The sequence below is a fragment of the Qipengyuania xiamenensis genome, from assembly GCF_019711495.1.
GTDB lineage: Bacteria > Pseudomonadota > Alphaproteobacteria > Sphingomonadales > Sphingomonadaceae > Qipengyuania > Qipengyuania xiamenensis.
In genome coordinates this window covers 413,532-428,408 of the sequence record NZ_JAIGNM010000003.1, presented here as the reverse complement: position 1 = coordinate 428,408, position 14,877 = coordinate 413,532, and the positions used below count along the sequence as shown (strand labels likewise).

The 14,877-nt window shown below is 63.1% G+C and carries 17 protein-coding genes; 8 read left to right on the top strand and 9 right to left on the bottom strand.

Translation table 11 applies throughout. The features are described 5' to 3' along the window. Positions 1 to 2: 2 nt before the first annotated feature. The gene (locus K3165_RS13585; protein WP_221549415.1) at positions 3 to 701 is read right to left on the bottom strand and encodes a dienelactone hydrolase family protein; all 699 of its coding nucleotides are present in this window, start codon (positions 699 to 701) and stop codon (positions 3 to 5) included. Positions 702 to 800: 99 nt separating this feature from the next. Between K3165_RS13585 and K3165_RS13580 the strand changes: the two genes are divergently transcribed. The 6 genes from K3165_RS13580 to K3165_RS13555 are packed head-to-tail and all read left to right on the top strand — an operon-like array spanning position 801 to position 6,617. Further along, positions 801 to 1,064: a DUF6489 family protein gene (locus K3165_RS13580; RefSeq protein ID WP_221549414.1), complete on the top strand. Its 264-nt coding sequence runs from the start codon at positions 801 to 803 to the stop codon at positions 1,062 to 1,064. Positions 1,065 to 1,079: 15 nt separating this feature from the next. Continuing rightward, positions 1,080 to 2,354: a tRNA uridine-5-carboxymethylaminomethyl(34) synthesis GTPase MnmE gene (mnmE, locus tag K3165_RS13575; RefSeq protein WP_221549413.1), complete on the top strand. Its 1,275-nt coding sequence runs from the start codon at positions 1,080 to 1,082 to the stop codon at positions 2,352 to 2,354. Between the two features lie 60 nt (positions 2,355 to 2,414). Beyond that, a complete protein-coding gene (gene mnmG / locus K3165_RS13570) occupies positions 2,415 to 4,268 on the top strand; it encodes a tRNA uridine-5-carboxymethylaminomethyl(34) synthesis enzyme MnmG (protein WP_221549412.1) in 1,854 nt (617 codons plus the stop codon). Continuing rightward, a complete protein-coding gene (gene rsmG / locus K3165_RS13565) occupies positions 4,265 to 4,897 on the top strand; it encodes a 16S rRNA (guanine(527)-N(7))-methyltransferase RsmG (RefSeq protein ID WP_221549411.1) in 633 nt (210 codons plus the stop codon). The genes mnmG and rsmG overlap by 4 nt, the downstream gene beginning before the upstream one ends. Further along, positions 4,894 to 5,682, top strand: coding sequence for a ParA family protein (locus tag K3165_RS13560; protein WP_221549410.1), 789 nt, complete (start codon positions 4,894 to 4,896; stop codon positions 5,680 to 5,682). The genes rsmG and K3165_RS13560 overlap by 4 nt, the downstream gene beginning before the upstream one ends. Next, positions 5,679 to 6,617 (top strand): ParB/RepB/Spo0J family partition protein, encoded by a 939-nt coding sequence (locus K3165_RS13555; protein WP_221549409.1) that lies wholly within the window; start codon positions 5,679 to 5,681, stop codon positions 6,615 to 6,617. The genes K3165_RS13560 and K3165_RS13555 overlap by 4 nt, the downstream gene beginning before the upstream one ends. A 2-nt stretch (positions 6,618 to 6,619) precedes the next feature. Here K3165_RS13555 and K3165_RS13550 read toward each other — a convergent pair whose 3' ends face one another. Further along, positions 6,620 to 7,102, bottom strand: a complete 483-nt coding sequence (locus K3165_RS13550; RefSeq protein ID WP_221549408.1) for a GAF domain-containing protein — start codon at positions 7,100 to 7,102, stop codon at positions 6,620 to 6,622. Between the two features lie 76 nt (positions 7,103 to 7,178). Between K3165_RS13550 and K3165_RS13545 the strand changes: the two genes are divergently transcribed. Continuing rightward, positions 7,179 to 8,630: a PQQ-dependent sugar dehydrogenase gene (locus K3165_RS13545; RefSeq protein ID WP_221549407.1), complete on the top strand. Its 1,452-nt coding sequence runs from the start codon at positions 7,179 to 7,181 to the stop codon at positions 8,628 to 8,630. Between the two features lie 9 nt (positions 8,631 to 8,639). Here K3165_RS13545 and K3165_RS13540 read toward each other — a convergent pair whose 3' ends face one another. After that, positions 8,640 to 10,379, bottom strand: coding sequence for an acyl-CoA dehydrogenase family protein (locus tag K3165_RS13540; protein ID WP_221549406.1), 1,740 nt, complete (start codon positions 10,377 to 10,379; stop codon positions 8,640 to 8,642). 46 nt (positions 10,380 to 10,425) lie between these two features. Here K3165_RS13540 and K3165_RS13535 point away from each other — a divergent pair, with 46 nt between their 5' ends. Further along, positions 10,426 to 11,355 carry an L-threonylcarbamoyladenylate synthase gene (locus tag K3165_RS13535; protein WP_221549405.1) on the top strand — a complete coding sequence of 310 codons (930 nt, stop codon included), beginning with the start codon at positions 10,426 to 10,428 and terminating at the stop codon, positions 11,353 to 11,355. Here K3165_RS13535 and K3165_RS13530 read toward each other — a convergent pair. The 6 genes from K3165_RS13530 to K3165_RS13505 form a co-directional block, all read right to left on the bottom strand. After that, positions 11,352 to 11,678 (bottom strand): hypothetical protein, encoded by a 327-nt coding sequence (locus K3165_RS13530; RefSeq protein WP_247711318.1) that lies wholly within the window; start codon positions 11,676 to 11,678, stop codon positions 11,352 to 11,354. The genes K3165_RS13535 and K3165_RS13530 overlap by 4 nt on opposite strands. A 55-nt stretch (positions 11,679 to 11,733) precedes the next feature. Next, on the bottom strand, positions 11,734 to 12,543 hold the full coding sequence (locus K3165_RS13525; RefSeq protein WP_221549404.1) for a head GIN domain-containing protein: 810 nt from the start codon (positions 12,541 to 12,543) through the stop codon (positions 11,734 to 11,736). 133 nt (positions 12,544 to 12,676) lie between these two features. Continuing rightward, complete coding sequence (locus K3165_RS13520; RefSeq protein ID WP_221427309.1) at positions 12,677 to 13,213, bottom strand: CarD family transcriptional regulator; 537 nt, start codon at positions 13,211 to 13,213, stop codon at positions 12,677 to 12,679. A 195-nt stretch (positions 13,214 to 13,408) separates the two neighbouring features. Next, complete coding sequence (locus K3165_RS13515) at positions 13,409 to 14,215, bottom strand: YihY/virulence factor BrkB family protein (protein WP_221549403.1); 807 nt, start codon at positions 14,213 to 14,215, stop codon at positions 13,409 to 13,411. A gap of 12 nt (positions 14,216 to 14,227) precedes the next feature. Beyond that, entirely contained in the window at positions 14,228 to 14,566 is a 339-nt protein-coding gene (fdxA, locus tag K3165_RS13510) for a ferredoxin FdxA (protein ID WP_040964444.1), read from the bottom strand. Positions 14,567 to 14,616: 50 nt separating this feature from the next. After that, positions 14,617 to 14,874: an RNA-binding S4 domain-containing protein gene (locus tag K3165_RS13505; RefSeq protein WP_221549402.1), complete on the bottom strand. Its 258-nt coding sequence runs from the start codon at positions 14,872 to 14,874 to the stop codon at positions 14,617 to 14,619. Positions 14,875 to 14,877 lie beyond the last annotated feature (3 nt).

Here is a 14,877-nt window from a genome sequence, read left to right as displayed (position 1 = left end):
GGTCAGCCCAGGTTTTCGCGGAAGAACTCCGCGGTGCGCTGGTCCGCAAGGTTGGCTGCATCTTCATCGCGCCGCTTGCCGAATTCGGTTGCAAAGCCGTGATCTAGGCCCTCGTAATCGTAAAGCGTCACCTTGGGGTGATCGTCCAGCCCCTCGTGCATGGCCTTCTGCGTATCCTTGTCGACGAAACCGTCTTCGGTCGGAATATGGAGGAGGAGGGCATGGGCAATAGCATGCTTTTCACCCAGCAAGCCGTCGATGCCGACGCCGTAATAGCCTACCGATGCATCCACATCGGTGCGCGCCGCGGTCATGTAGGCGAGGCGGCCTCCGAGGCAGTATCCGACGCAGCCGACCTTCTCGACGCCTTCTTCGCGGCGGATGTGGTGGATCGTCGCCTCGATATCGCGAATGCCCTGGTCCTGGTCGAACTTGCCCATCAGGTCGAGCGCACGCTGGAATTCGGGTTCGACGTCGGGATCAAGCTCTACGCCGGGCTCGAGGCGCCAGAACAGGTCGGGGGCGACGGCGAGATATCCGTCTTCGGCGAGCTTGTCGCATTTGCGCCGGATACCGGCATTCACCCCGAAAATTTCCTGGATGACAAGGATGGATGCGCGCGGCGTGCCGGCCGGTCGCGCCACATAGGCATCGAACTTCGCATCGCCGGACAGGGTGGAAATCTTCACGGTCTCGCTCACGGCATTCTTCTCCCTCGAAAGGTGGTCAGTGTCTTATGCTTGCATGACGGGGCATGCAGTCCCAAATAGGGTCATGCAAGTTCTAACGGAGGAAACCCGATGAAGGTCCATATCGAGATCGACTGCACGCCCGAAGAGGCGAGGACCTTTATGGGCCTTCCCGATGTCGGCAAGGCAAACGACATTTACGTCGACATGATGTCGAAGGCGATGAAGGGCGTTTCGAACACCGACCAGCTCCAGGATTACGCACGCCAGCTGGCGCCGATGGGGCAGGCTGGCTTCAAGCTGTTCCAGAGCTTCATGGAAGGCGCACAGGCGGCCAAGACCACCGGCAAGAAGCCGACCACTTCCGACGACTGAGGACTGTTCGGCCCGATGGATGACACGATCTTCGCCTTGTCGAGCGGGGCGCCTCCCGCTGCGATTGGCGTGGTGCGGATCAGCGGTCCGAAGGCGGGTGATGCCGTCACGGCTCTTGCGGGGTCCATCCCGAAGCCCCGCCGGGCGAGCCTGAGGAACCTGCGCGATAGTGACGGCGCCGAACTCGATAGCGCGCTGGTCATCTGGTTTCCGGGACCCAAGACATCCACCGGTGAAGACCTTGCCGAGTTTCACTGCCACGGGGGCAGGGCGGTCGTGCTCGCGATCGAGAATGCTCTGGCTTCGATTGATGGTTTGAGACGCGCCGAGCCTGGCGAGTTCACCCGGCGTGCATTTGCCAATGGCGTAATCGATCTGGCCGAGGCCGAGGGGCTCGGCGATCTGCTGGCGGCCGAAACCGATCTGCAGCGGCAGGCCGCACAGGCTTCGGCGGGTGGCGGACTGTCGCGCAAAGTCGAAGGCTGGAGGGATCGTGTCCTCTACCTCTCGGCTTTGGTCGAGGCGGTGCTCGACTTCGGCGATGAGGACGATGTCGAGAGCCTGCCGGAAATGTTTCACGTGGAACTTTCGGCGCTTGTGGGCGAATGGCGAGAGGCGATCGAGGCTCCGCGCGCCGAGCGTTTGCGCGACGGGATCCGCATAGTTTTTGCCGGACCTCCCAACACCGGCAAGTCGTCGCTGTTCAACGCGCTGCTCGATGAGGGCGCCGCGATCGTTTCGGAAGAGGCCGGGACCACGCGCGACGTGATCGAGCGGCCGGTCGCTTTTGCCGGAGTGCCCTTCATCTTGATCGACACCGCTGGCCTCCGAGACGAAGGGGCGGGTGCAGTCGAGCAGATCGGGATCGGGCGGGCTCGTCAGGAACTCGAGCGGGCCGACATCGTCCTTTGGCTGGGCGAAGAAGGCGAAGGGCCTTCTGGTGCATGGGAGATCGCATCGCGCTCCGATGTGGATGGCCAGGGCAAGAATCAGCCGCGACATGTCGTTTCGGCTGTAACCGGTGACGGATTGCGCGAGCTGCTTGAGGATATCGTGGCCACCGGAAGGTCGTTACTCCCGAAACCGGGTCTTGCCGCCCTTAACCAGCGGCAGGGCGCTGCGTTGGCCGATGCGCTCGCGGCTATTGAGGCGATCGGACGAGATGACGATCCTTTGCTTACGGGAGAGAAATTGCGGCTCGCGCGGCTTGCGCTCGACAGGCTCTTGGGGCGTCATTCCACCGAAGACATGCTCGACGCACTGTTCGGTAGGTTCTGCATCGGTAAGTGATGTTCCACGTGGAACATCGAGGGCTTTGATCGCGAAGCCGATTGGGCTATCGGCCCCTCCATGCAGAGTTTCGATATTATCGTTGTCGGCGGCGGGCATGCCGGCGTCGAGGCAGCCTGTGCTGCCGCGCGCATGGGTGCGAATACCGCCCTCGTGAGCTTCGACCTGTCGAAGATCGGTGCGATGAGCTGCAATCCGGCAATCGGCGGCTTGGGCAAGGGCCACCTCGTCCGCGAGGTCGATGCGCTGGATGGCGTGATCGGGCGGGCGGCCGATGTGGCTGCAATCCATTACCGGATGCTCAATCGCTCGAAGGGCAGTGCGGTATGGGGTCCGCGCATCCAGGCCGACCGTTCGCTCTTCCATCGCGCCGTGCAGGGGATTGTCGCAGAGCAGGCGAACCTGACGCTCATCGAAGGTGAAGCCGCATCGCTGGCTTTGGACGGTGGACGCGTTTCCGGTCTGCATCTCGCAGACGAGAAAAGGCTCGATGCCCCGGCAGTTATCCTTTGCACGGGGACGTTTCTGGGCGGTACGCTCTTTCGCGGGGAAGAGCGCTTCGAAGGCGGACGGATCGGCGAAGACGCAGCACGCGTTCTCGCTGCGCAGCTGCGCGAGGCAGACCTGCCAATGGCACGGCTCAAAACCGGCACCCCGCCTCGCTTGGATGGCCGCACAATCGACTGGGCGTCGCTCGATGAGCAGCCTTCCGACGGCGAGAGCTGGACGATGTCGTCGCTCTCGAATGAGCGTGTGAACCCGCAAGTGTTCTGTGCGATTACGCGTACCAACCGGGAGGCGCATGACATCATCCGCGCCAATCTCGACCGGTCGCCCCTATTCTCGGGTGCCATCGGTGGGGCGGGGCCGCGCTATTGTCCCTCCATCGAGGACAAAATCCATCGCTTCGGTGATCGGGAAGGGCACCAGATCTTCCTCGAACCAGAAGGCCTCTCCACGCACCTCGTCTATCCCAACGGGATCAGCACCTCGCTCCCGGTCGATGTGCAGCACGACATGCTGCGCGCGATGAAGGGCCTCGAGTGCGTGGAAATGGCGGTGCCCGGCTATGCGGTCGAATACGACCATGTAGACCCGCGCGCACTCAAGCCGGGTCTCGAGCTGAGGGCCATTCCGGGACTCTATTGCGCCGGCCAGATCAACGGGACTACGGGGTATGAGGAAGCGGCGGCGCAGGGCCTCGTGGCAGGAATGAATGCCGCTGCGACTGTCCTGGATCGCGAACCTGTCGGTCTCGACCGTTCCAATTCGTATATCGCCGTGATGGTCGACGATCTCACCCTGCAGGGGGTGAGCGAACCATACCGGATGCTTACTGCCCGCGCAGAATACAGATTGCGCCTGCGTGCAGCCAATGCGGACACACGCCTCACCGGCCTCGGCATCGAAGCCGGCCTCGTCGGCGAGGAACGCGCCCGCTGGTTTGCTTCACGTGAGGCACGCCGGTCGGTCATCGACAACCAGCTGGACGAGGAAGTCCACGCCAATGCGCTTATCGATGGCGGCATCAAGGCAAAGGCAGATCGCGGTTCGCAGCGTCTGAGGGACTGGCTGCGTGGAGGACAGATCTCGATCGACGAACTTTCGCGGATCGTTGGCGGTCTGGATGCGCAGGATGCGCTGACCGTCGAGATGGTCGAGGATGCCATCTACGAACCCTACCTTGCGCGCCAGGAGGCCGAGTTGCGCGACCTGAAGGCGGGCGAGCGCCTCAGGTTGCCGCAGGATTTTCCGTACGGATCGGTTCCCGGCCTGTCGAACGAGATGGTCGAGCGTCTGTCCCGCGCCCAGCCAGAGACCTTGTCGGCCGCAGGGCGTGTGCCGGGTATTACGCCCGCCGCTCTGGCGGCACTTCTCGTGCATGCACGCCGGATTGAGGAGCGCGCCGCTTGATTACCACAGAGGCTGAAGCCCGATCATTCATCGAGGGTTTGGGCGGGCAGGGCGCCATCGAGAAGCTGGAAGCGCTCGCTGCCGCACTGCGGGAAGAGAACGAGCGGCAGAACCTCGTTTCGCGTGGCTCGCTCGAGGAGGTGTGGGTTCGCCACTTTGCAGACTCGGCCCAGCTCATCCCGCATGTTCCACGTGAAACAAAAGGCGCGTGGTTCGACCTGGGTAGCGGAGCGGGGTTCCCTGGCCTTGTCCTCGCCATCTTGCGTCCCGACGAGCCAACTGTCCTGGTCGAATCGCGCAAGCGCCGGATCGACTGGCTCGAGGCCATGGTGGAAAAGCTCGCGCTGAAAAATTGCATGGTCGAAGGAAAAAGGCTCGAACTCGTTGAAACGCAGAAAGCCGCGGTAATCTCGGCCCGGGCGTTCGCACCGCTGCCGAGACTCCTCAATTTATCCTCACGCTTCTCCACAGCGTCCACCTATTGGGTGTTGCCCAAGGGGCGCTCGGCAGCGCAAGAAGTAAGTGAACTGCCGCGCAACTCGCGCAAAATGTTCCACGTGGAACAATCACAGACCGACGAAGAGGCCGGAATCGTGGTCGGCAAGGGCAAGATAGGGACGGGAAAATGATCACCATCGCCATTGCAAACCAGAAGGGTGGAGTGGGCAAGACCACCACTGCGATCAATATCGCGACCGCCATGGCCGCATCCGGCTGGAAAACGCTGCTGATCGACATGGATCCGCAGGGCAACGCGTCGACCGGCCTCGGCATCGCGGCTGCCGCACGAAAGTACACGACCTATGACCTGCTCATGGGTGACGCGACCTTGGCGCAGGCCGCACAGGCGACCGAAATCCCGGGCCTCGACATCCTTCCCGCGACCCAGGACCTGTCGGGCGCAGAGGTGGAGCTCGTTTCGGTAGAGGACCGCACGCACCGCCTGCAGAAGGCGCTCGAGGCTCCGCAGCCCGGTTTCGCCGGTTACGACATCGCGTTTATCGATTGCCCGCCTTCGCTGGGCCTGCTGACGCTCAATGCGCTGGGTGCGGCCGATACGCTGATGGTGCCGCTCCAGTGCGAATTCTTCGCACTTGAGGGCCTCAGCCAGCTGCTCCAGACGGTCGAGCGTATCCAGCAGCGCTTCAATCCCGATCTCGGGATCATCGGTATCGCGCTGACGATGTTCGACCGCCGTAACCGCCTTACCGACCAGGTTGCCGACGATGTCCGCGATTGCCTCGGCAATCTCGTCTTCGAGAATGTCATCCCGCGCAATGTTCGCCTGTCGGAGGCCCCGAGCCACGGCATGCCCGCGCTGATCTACGACCATAATTGTCCCGGAAGCCGCGCCTATATCGGCCTTGCACGCGAGCTGATCGGACGTCTGCCCGAAAAGAGGAAAGCCGCATGAGCACCGCTATCGACCGCAAGAAGAAACTCGGCCGCGGCCTTGGTGCTCTGATGGGCGAAATCCAGCGCGAAGAGCCGCTGGTGCGCGAGGAAAATGCTCCGGCACAGGGCGCGGAAACTGCAACTGTCGCCTCGGCCAACGGCCTGTCGGACATTCCCGTCGCGGATATTTCGCCGCTGCCCGGACAGCCGCGTACGCATTTCGACGAGGAAGCGCTCGACCAGCTCGCTGCCTCGATTGCCCAGCGCGGCGTGATCCAACCCGTCATCGTTACGCCTGCGGGCAAGGGCCGTTATCGCCTTGTCGCCGGTGAACGCCGCTGGCGCGCAGCCCAGCGCGCGCGGCTCCACGCCATTCCCGCAATCGTGCGCGATCTCGACGAGCGCGAAGTCATGGCATTGGCGCTGATCGAAAACCTGCAGCGCGAAGACCTCAACCCGGTGGAAGAGGCGCGGGCCTACCAGAAACTGTCCGACGACGAGGGTATGACCCAGGCCGAGATCGCCAAACTGGTCGACAAATCGCGCAGCCATGTCGCGAACTTCCAGCGCCTTCTCGCGCTTCCCGACGATGTGCTTGCGCTGGTTGCCGACAGCAAGCTGACCATGGGCCACGCAAAGGCGCTGGTCGGACACGACGACGCGAGCGAGATTGCCCGACGCGCAGCGAAGGAAAACCTCTCGGTTCGCGAGGTCGAGAAGCTGGCCCGGGGGGATCGCCCGAAGAAGGCCACATCTGGTTCGCCCAAGCCGATCGCTGACAGCTCGACCGACGCGGATATCGCCGCGGTCCAGGGTCATCTCGAGGAATTCCTCGGCCTGCCCGTCAAGATCAAGACCGAAGGCGCGCCCGGAACCGGTACGGTAACGATTGGCTATCGCACGCTCGACCAGCTCGATCTTATCTGCCAGCGGCTGACCGGCGGCGAAATCTGATTTCAGATCCGATTTGAGAGAATTGAAGCAAGTCGTTCAATTCCCTCACGATCTTCTTCATCGAAGCGCGCTTTTGACGGGCTGTCGAGGTCGATAACCGCCACCGCTGCTCCATCGCGGATAACGGGCACCACGAGCTCGGAATTGGTCACCGAATCGCATGCGATATGGCCAGGGAAGGCATGGACGTCCTCGACCAGCTGCGTCTCGGCATCGGCTGCGGCGACACCACAGACACCCTTGCCGAGCGGGATGCGGATGCAGGCCGGGCGCCCCATGAAGGGCCCGAGAACCAGCTCGCCTTCGACCATGCGGTAAAAGCCCGCCCAATTGAGGTCGGGCAGGAAGTCCCACAGCAGGGCCGCGATATTCGCCATGTTCGCAACCGGATCGGGCTCGCCGCTCGTAAGGGCATCGGCCGCCTCGACCAGCTGGCGATAGGCTTCGGGCTTGGGGCAGTCGGGTGCGGGGCGAAAATCGAACATGCAGCGCATCTAGTGGAGGATGGCGGCCATGCAAGGGGCGTTGCGAGCCGGGCATGGCTGTCGTAACACTATCACCATGAGCATTCTCAAGAAGCTGGGCATCGCCCTTCTCGTCCTGATCCTGGTCCTTGCGATCGCATTCTACTTCATTTCGCGGGGGGATACGGCCGACGTACCCTTCGACGAAGTGACCGGCGCAGATCCGACGCTCCAGGATCCCGATGCGGAAACCTTCCCCACGGTCGCCATTGCAGAGCCGGTGGGCTGGGAAGAGGGCGAAGTGCCCGTCGCGGCGGAAGGGCTCGAGGTAAAGCGCTTCGCCCAAGGCCTCGAACACCCGCGTACGCTTTACGCATTGCCCAATGGCGACGTCCTGGTCTCGCTCACCCGCTCGCCGAGCAAGGGTGGTGGCGGCATCATGGGCTGGATCGCCAATCGCCTGATGTCGAAGGCAGGTGCTACGGGCGAATCGCCCAATCAGGTCGTGCTCCTGCGCGATACCGATGGTGACGGCACGGCGGAAACGCGGCTTGTCCTCGTCGACGGGCTGGATTCGCCATCCGGCCTCGCATGGGGCAACGGTACACTTTACATCGCGAACCACGATGAAGTCCTTGCTTTTCCATATGAACTTGGTGCCGACAGCCCCTCCGGGGAGCCGCGCAAGGTCACCGACCTTGCAGCCGGTGGCGGCCACTGGATGCGCAACCTCGAACTGCATCCCGACGGCAACCGGCTCTATATCGCGGTCGGTTCCGACACCAATATCGGCGACAAGGGCATGGAAGCCGAAGAAGGCCGCGCCCTGATCTGGGAAGTGGACCTTGAAACGGGTCAGCGCCGCCAGTTCGCAGGCGGATTACGCAACGCCAACGGCCTCGATTTCAATCCGTGGTCGGGCGAGCTCTGGACCACCGTGAACGAGCGCGACATGCTGGGCAGCGATCTAGTACCCGACTACCTCACCAATGTCCCCGTCGGCGCGCAGTACGGCTGGCCCTGGGTCTATTGGGGCGACATCTACGACCGCCGCGTCGACGCCCCGCCGCCTGCCTACATCAGCTATGTCCGCAAGCCCGAATACGCGCTCGGCCCGCACGTCGCCGCGCTTGGCCTCGTCTTCAGCAAGGAAGGCGCGACCATGGGCGAGGCATTCTCCAGCGGTGCCTTCATCGCGCGTCACGGCTCGTGGAATCGAAAGCCGCCGTCCGGCTACGACGTCGTCTATGTCGCCTTCGACGAGCGCGGCAATCCGCAGGGCAAGCCCGTGCCCGTCCTGACCGGCTTCCTCAAGGATGACGGCACGACGCGCGGCCGCCCGACCTGGGTCGAATGGGCTGGGGACGGATCTCTGCTGGTCAGCGACGACACCGCCGGAATCATTTGGCGCGTCACTGCACCGGGGGCCAAGGGGCAGGGTGCAATCGAGCAGATCAGCGGAAACCGCCTCCCGCCGCAGCGCGAACTACGCGGCCAGAACGCCACTTTCGGCGAGGATGACTACGCGCGCGAAGTCACCGCGGAATAGGCCGGCGAATCAGCCCAGCAGCGATGCCGTGTCGAGCTCGTAAAGGGCCTCTGCACCGGCCGTCGCGGCGGCCTTGAGGCCAGAGGCTTCCGGCACGATCCTGTCGAGAAAGAACCGCACACTTGCGGTCTTGGTCTTGGCAAGGCCGGGCGCTTCGCCGTTCTCGACGGCGCGCAGCTGCCTGAGAAGCTGCCACCCAGCCGTCGCAACCGAAAGCATGGTGCAGAACGGCACGCTGCCGGCAAGACGATCGTCGAGGCTTGCGTCTTCGCGCATCCACTTGGCGATAGCGGCGCAATCCCCGGCAAGCGCGAATAGCGCGGGCTCGTCGGCAGCATCGCGCGCGATTTCCTCGGTCAGGCCGATCAGTGCCTCGCCGTTGTCGAGGCCGAGCTTGCGTGTCACGAGATCTGCGGCCTGAATGCCGTTGGTGCCCTCGTAGATCGGTGCGATCCGCGAATCGCGCCAGTGCTGCGCAGCGCCGGTCTCCTCGACGAAGCCCATGCCGCCATGGACCTGGATGCCAAGGCTGGCGACCTCGATTCCGATATCGGTGCCCCAGGCCTTGATGAGCGGGGTCAGGACCTCGCCGCGTGCCTTGGCGGCCTCGTCCCCCAGAACGCCGCGATCGACCTGTCCTGCGGTGTAGTAGAGGAGGGCGCGCGAACCCTCGGTCAGAGCCTTCATGCGGAGCAGCATGCGGCGCACGTCGGGGTGCTCGATGATCGAAACCGGACTCTTGTCTGCAGAGCCAGCACGGGCCGACTGGACGCGCTCTTTCGCGTAATCGAGCGCCTGCTGGGTCGCGCGTTCGCTAATCTGGACGCCCTGGTTGCCGACATTGATGCGGGCGTTGTTCATCATCGTGAACATGGCAGCGAGGCCGCGGTTTTCCGCGCCGACCAGCTCGCCAATACATTCGTCATTGTCGCCATAGCTCATCACGCAGGTGGGCGAGGCGTTGATGCCCAGCTTGTGCTCGATGCTGACGCAGCGGACATCATTGCGGGGGCCGAGCGATCCGTCCGGCTTCACATGAAATTTGGGAACCACGAAAAGCGAGATACCGCGGCTTCCCTCGGGCGCATCGGGCAGGCGCGCGAGGACGAGGTGGATGATGTTCTCCACCAGCTCGTGCTCACCCCAGGTGATGTAGATCTTCTGGCCCTTGATCAGGAACTTGCCGGCATGCTCGCCCTCGGTGATGGGTGTAGCTGTTGCGCGCAAGGCGCCGACATCCGAACCGGCCTGCGGTTCGGTGAGGTTCATCGTGCCCGACCATTTTCCGCTCACGAGATCGGGAAGGTATTTCTGCTGGAGCTCTTCGACGCCATGATGCTCCAAAGCCTCTATTGCGCCGACGCTGAGCATGGGCAGCAGGTTGAAGGCCATGTTTGCCGTGCCGAGGTTCTCGAGCACGTTGCAGGCGAGGGTGAAGGGCAGGCCCTGTCCGCCGAACTCTTGCGGAGAGGCGATCGCGTTCCAGCCCTGCTCGACATATTCGGCATAAGCTTCGGCGTATCCGTCGGGGAGGCGGACCACTCCATTCTCGAGCTTTGCGCCCTCGAGGTCGCCAACACGGTTCAGCGGTGCGAATTCACCGGCTGCGAACTGGCCCACGCCTTCGACGATGGCCTCGACCATGTCGGGCTCTGCAGCGGCAAATTTCTCCGAGCGTGCAAGCTCCTCGATGCCGGCGTTCACGCGGATTGCGAGCAACTGGTCCTGGGTGGCGGGAGTGTAGGTCACGTCTTATCCTCTTGGCTTTCCGTAGCAGCAGATATAGCGCGCGGGCATGGGCGGCAAATACGCTACGGAAACGCTTGAAGCGACGAAGGGTGGCATTGCGCGCGCCTCGGCTATCCTGCGCGAAGGGGGGCTCGTCGCCGTCCCGACCGAAACGGTCTACGGCCTTGCGGCGAGGGCGGACAAGGCCGAAGCCGTAGCCCGGATATACGAGGCGAAGGGCCGTCCCTCTTTCAATCCGCTGATCGTGCATGTCGCGGACCTCGACCAGGCACGCACGCTGGCGGATTTTTCGGACGAGGCAGAGGCGCTTGCGAAAGCCCACTGGCCTGGCCCGCTCACTCTCGTCTTGCCGCGCCGCGCCGATGCGCAACTGGCAGAGGCGGTGTCGGCGGGTCTTCCCACAATAGCGCTGCGGATGCCGAACCATCCGGTGACGCAGGCCCTGCTGCGCGAAACAGGGCTGCCGCTCGCCGCTCCCTCGGCCAATCGCAGCGGTTTCATCAGTCCGACCTGTGCCGACCATGTCCTCGCATCGCTCGATGGAAGGATCGACGCCGTGCTCGACGGGGGCTCGTGCGACAGCGGGGTGGAATCGACCATCGTGGCCATGCGTGAAGGGGGCAGGATCGAAGAACTGCGCCCCGGGCCGCTTGCGATCGGTGAGAAGGACACAGGCGGCGACCGCATCGAGGCTCCCGGGCAGCTGGCCAGCCACTATGCGCCCGGAAAGCCGGTTCGCCTTGACGTCACCAAGCCCGAGCCGGACGAATTCATGATTGGTTTTTCGCAGCTTGCGGGCGATTGCTCGCTATCTGCTTCAGGAAATCTCGAAGAGGCTGCTTCGCGCCTCTACGCTTGCCTCCACGAAGGCGCGCGCTCGGAGAAGCCCCGCATCGCGGTGGCCCCGATCCCCGCACGGGGCATCGGAAAGGCGATCAACGACCGCCTGCGCCGCGCGGCAACGCCTGCGGATTAGCCTTCCGGCTCGACCGGGATGGTCGGGATGATCTGCTGCATTTCGGCATAGGTGTCGCGCGCATCGTCGCAGGCGCGGCGGTCGCCTTCCTCGCACTCGTCGAGCTGCTTTTCATACTGGCGTTCGAGCTTGCCGAGCCGTTCCTCGCGCTTGCGCAGTTCGCGCCCGCGCTTCTCGTCCGCTTCCGACTGGCTGGTCGTCGCCAGGTCCACGCCCTTGGATGCAACTTTCACCGGAGCCGTCACGACATCGGCTACGGTTCCGAGGCAGGCGGAGAGCATGACCGCGGAAAGGGGGAGGGCAACAAAAGCAAGGCGACGCATCGATAATTCCTTTCGATGCGCCGCCTATACCAGCTTTGGTGAGTATTCGGTGAACTTAGGCGCCGGGGGCCTCAGGTGCTTCGGGAGCCTCGGGGGCTTCCGGTGCCGAGGGCTTGTCTGAACGTGCCGAGGTGCCCGCCTTGCAGCGCAGCTTCCCCGAGCCGAGCGAGCTCACGGTGCAGGTGGCATTGCCGCTGACGGTGATGTCGCCCGAACCGACGATGCTTGCATCGACATCGCCGTCCGACTGGAATTCGGCATCGCCCGAACCTGCGACGGTGATGTCGGCCTTGCCGACCTTGAGACCGGCCATCTTGCCAGAACCCGAACCCGCGACGGTCATGTCGAGATCGCCGACTTCACCGGCGGTTTCGAAGTCGCCCGAACCGGCAATGGTGAGGTCGAGCTTGTCGGCGCGCATATCGGCGACCTTGGTGCTGCCCGAACCGGCAATGGTCACTTCGGCGCGGCCGTCCATGCGATCGGCCTCGATCGTGCCCGAACCGGCCAGGACGATACCCTCGAGCGAGGGCATGGTGACGTTGACGATTGCCGGGCCATTGGTGCCCTTGCTGTCCTTCTCGCGCATGATACCCAGCGAATTGTCTTCGAGGTTGAAGCGCATGAGCTCTGCGGCTTCTTCATTGCCCGATACGCTGATGTTGAACGTATCGCCTGTGGTGACGATGACGTTGTCCGGCGATGCGAGCACGATCTCGGTCGGCTCGGCGCCGTCCATGTCGAGCTCGGCGAGCGGAACACCCTCGGTGTCGCCGATCTGCATGTCGACATTGCAGCCTGCAAGCATGGCGCTTGCCGCGAGTGCCGCCACCGGGGCGAGGCCTTTCAGAACCTTGTGAATCATCGTGTCCAATCCTCTGCATGAATCCTAAGCGTGTTGGCGATATAATACAGCATGGAGCAAGGTTCAACCCAAAGCAAAAGGGCCGCCCCTTGCGGAGCGGCCCCTTCGTCGACTGCGGATTGCCGTTAGGCGATTACGCGTCTTCTTCCTCGTTGTTGTAATACTGCGGCGCGTGTTCGCGCAGCACGTCGAGGATCTTTTCGAGAGCGGTCGGCTCGTCGGTCTTTTCCATCGCCGCCAGTTCGCGTGCGAGACGGCTCGACGCCGCTTCGAAAATCTGGCGCTCCGAATAGCTCTGTTCGGGCTGGTCGTCGGGACGGAAAAGGTCGCGCGTGACTTCGGCGATCAGGACGATTTCGCCCGAGTTGATCTTGGCTTCGTATTCCTGCGCGCGGCGGCTCCACATGGTGCGCTTTACCTTGGGCTTGCCCTTCAGCGTTTCCATGGCTTCCTTGAGCGTCTTGTCGCTGGAAAGCTTGCGCATGCCGATCGATTCGACCTTGTTGACCGGAACGCGGAGCGTCATGCGCTCTTTTTCGAACCGGAGAACGTAGAGATCGAGCTGCATACCGGCGATTTCCTCGCTCTGGAGCTCGATCACACGGCCAACGCCGTGCTTGGGGTAAACAACGTAATCGCCAACGTCGAAGGCGTCTGCCTTGCTCGCCATGCATAAATCCTTTCGTCGGGACCCTACGGGGGGAGACAAAGCTGCAAGATGCCCGTCCCGCGCTCCTTTTGGGTGCGCGGCTTGAACTTCTCCGATGCCTTGCTGGTAGTACGGCCCTTTCAATTCTCACATCTGCCCGGCTCTAACCGGTGCAGTTGTTGCATTATATAGCACGTTAGGCCGAATATTGCGAGTCTATGACGCTTTCGAAGGCGAAACGTCGTTACCGCGACCTTTCACTGCCGCCAGTTCGGCACCCAGGAGCAGCAGCAAGGCGGTCGCATAGAACCATGTGATGAGGACTACGACCGCACCTAGCGACCCGTAAGTCGCGTTGTAGCTTCCGAAATTCGCTGCATAAAACGCAAAAGCCGCGGTCGCGACGATCCATCCAATTGCAAAAAGCACTGCACCGGGCAGGATCGCTCTCCATTCGGGTGACGGCTTGTTGGGCGCGAAGCGATAGAGCACTGCGGCGCCGCCTGCAGCAGCGGCGGCCAACAGGACGTAGCCGAGAATCGATCCAAGAAATCCGCTCAGCACGGCAAGCGCTGCGCTCGCACCGCCCATGACGGCGAGCCCGACGATTCCCCCGAGCGTGATTGCGAGCGCCACGAGGTTGCCTCGGACGAGACCGCGCCCCTCACCGGCGTGGAAGGCGATGTTCAATCCGGTCATCAATGCCATTGCCGCGCTTCGCGCGCCAACCAGGGCGATCGCCAGCGAAACCAACAGCCCGAGCCCTTTGGTCTCGTCTGCGCCTTCGCTGACGTTTCGTAGTTGGTCGCCGATTAGGCCGGCAGCGGCATCGGGCAGGTTCTCCGAAAGCGTGCGGATGTGTCCGGCCACGGTCTCGGGATTGGCGAATAGGCCATAGCCGAGCACGAGCGCGCCGAGTGCAGGCACGAGCGCGAGCAGCGCGTAATGCGCGATACCGGCTGCGATCAGCGAGATATTGTTGTCGCTACCCGCGGACCAGGCGGCCTTGAGGTCGGCGAACACGCGAAGAAGCGATCAGTCGCCTTCGCCGGGCTCGGGCGAGAAGTACTTGTCGAACTTGCCCTCTTCGCCCTTGTGCTCGTCGGCGTCTGCGGGCGGTTCCTTCTGGCTCGTGATATTCGGCCATTCGGCGCTGAACTTGGTGTTCAGCTCGAGCCACTTCTCGAGGTTGTCTTCCGTATCGGGAAGGATGGCCTCTGCCGGGCATTCCGGTTCGCACACGCCGCAGTCGATGCATTCGCTGGGGTTGATGACGAGCATGTTCTCGCCCTCGTAGAAACAGTCGACCGGACAGACCTCGACGCAGTCCGTGTATTTGCATTTGATGCAGGCGTCGGTGACGACATAGGTCATGGTTCGCTAGTTTCCCTGTGCGAAGAGTAGTTTTGCGCTGCTATGGCTATTCATGCGCCGGGGTCAAGTTCCCGATAACATTCTTGCGCCTCGCGCGGAGGTCCGCGGCGCTCCGGAAGTGCAAGAACCTCGATCAGCTTGACGCTATTTCCGAGCGGCAGGGTGAGCACGTCGCCGGGCGCGATATCGCGGCTGGGGCGCAGCACGCGATCCCCGTTGAGGCGGATGTGCCCCTCATCGACCAGCTTGCGTGCAGTGCTGCGGGTGCGCACGAAGCGCAGGAAGCAGAGCAGGCGGTCGATCCGCAAGCG

Coding starts and splice junctions, on each gene's coding strand:
- K3165_RS13580 (WP_221549414.1), top strand. CDS start 801: ATGAAGGTCCATATCGAGATCGACTGCACGCCCGAAGAGGCGAGGACC.
- mnmE (WP_221549413.1), top strand. CDS start 1,080: ATGGATGACACGATCTTCGCCTTGTCGAGCGGGGCGCCTCCCGCTGCG.
- mnmG (WP_221549412.1), top strand. CDS start 2,415: ATGCAGAGTTTCGATATTATCGTTGTCGGCGGCGGGCATGCCGGCGTC.
- K3165_RS13560 (WP_221549410.1), top strand. CDS start 4,894: ATGATCACCATCGCCATTGCAAACCAGAAGGGTGGAGTGGGCAAGACC.
- K3165_RS13555 (WP_221549409.1), top strand. CDS start 5,679: ATGAGCACCGCTATCGACCGCAAGAAGAAACTCGGCCGCGGCCTTGGT.
- K3165_RS13550 (WP_221549408.1), bottom strand. CDS start 7,102: ATGTTCGATTTTCGCCCCGCACCCGACTGCCCCAAGCCCGAAGCCTAT.
- K3165_RS13545 (WP_221549407.1), top strand. CDS start 7,179: ATGAGCATTCTCAAGAAGCTGGGCATCGCCCTTCTCGTCCTGATCCTG.
- K3165_RS13535 (WP_221549405.1), top strand. CDS start 10,426: ATGGGCGGCAAATACGCTACGGAAACGCTTGAAGCGACGAAGGGTGGC.
- K3165_RS13530 (WP_247711318.1), bottom strand. CDS start 11,678: ATGCGTCGCCTTGCTTTTGTTGCCCTCCCCCTTTCCGCGGTCATGCTC.
- K3165_RS13525 (WP_221549404.1), bottom strand. CDS start 12,543: ATGATTCACAAGGTTCTGAAAGGCCTCGCCCCGGTGGCGGCACTCGCG.
- K3165_RS13520 (WP_221427309.1), bottom strand. CDS start 13,213: ATGGCGAGCAAGGCAGACGCCTTCGACGTTGGCGATTACGTTGTTTAC.
- fdxA (WP_040964444.1), bottom strand. CDS start 14,566: ATGACCTATGTCGTCACCGACGCCTGCATCAAATGCAAATACACGGAC.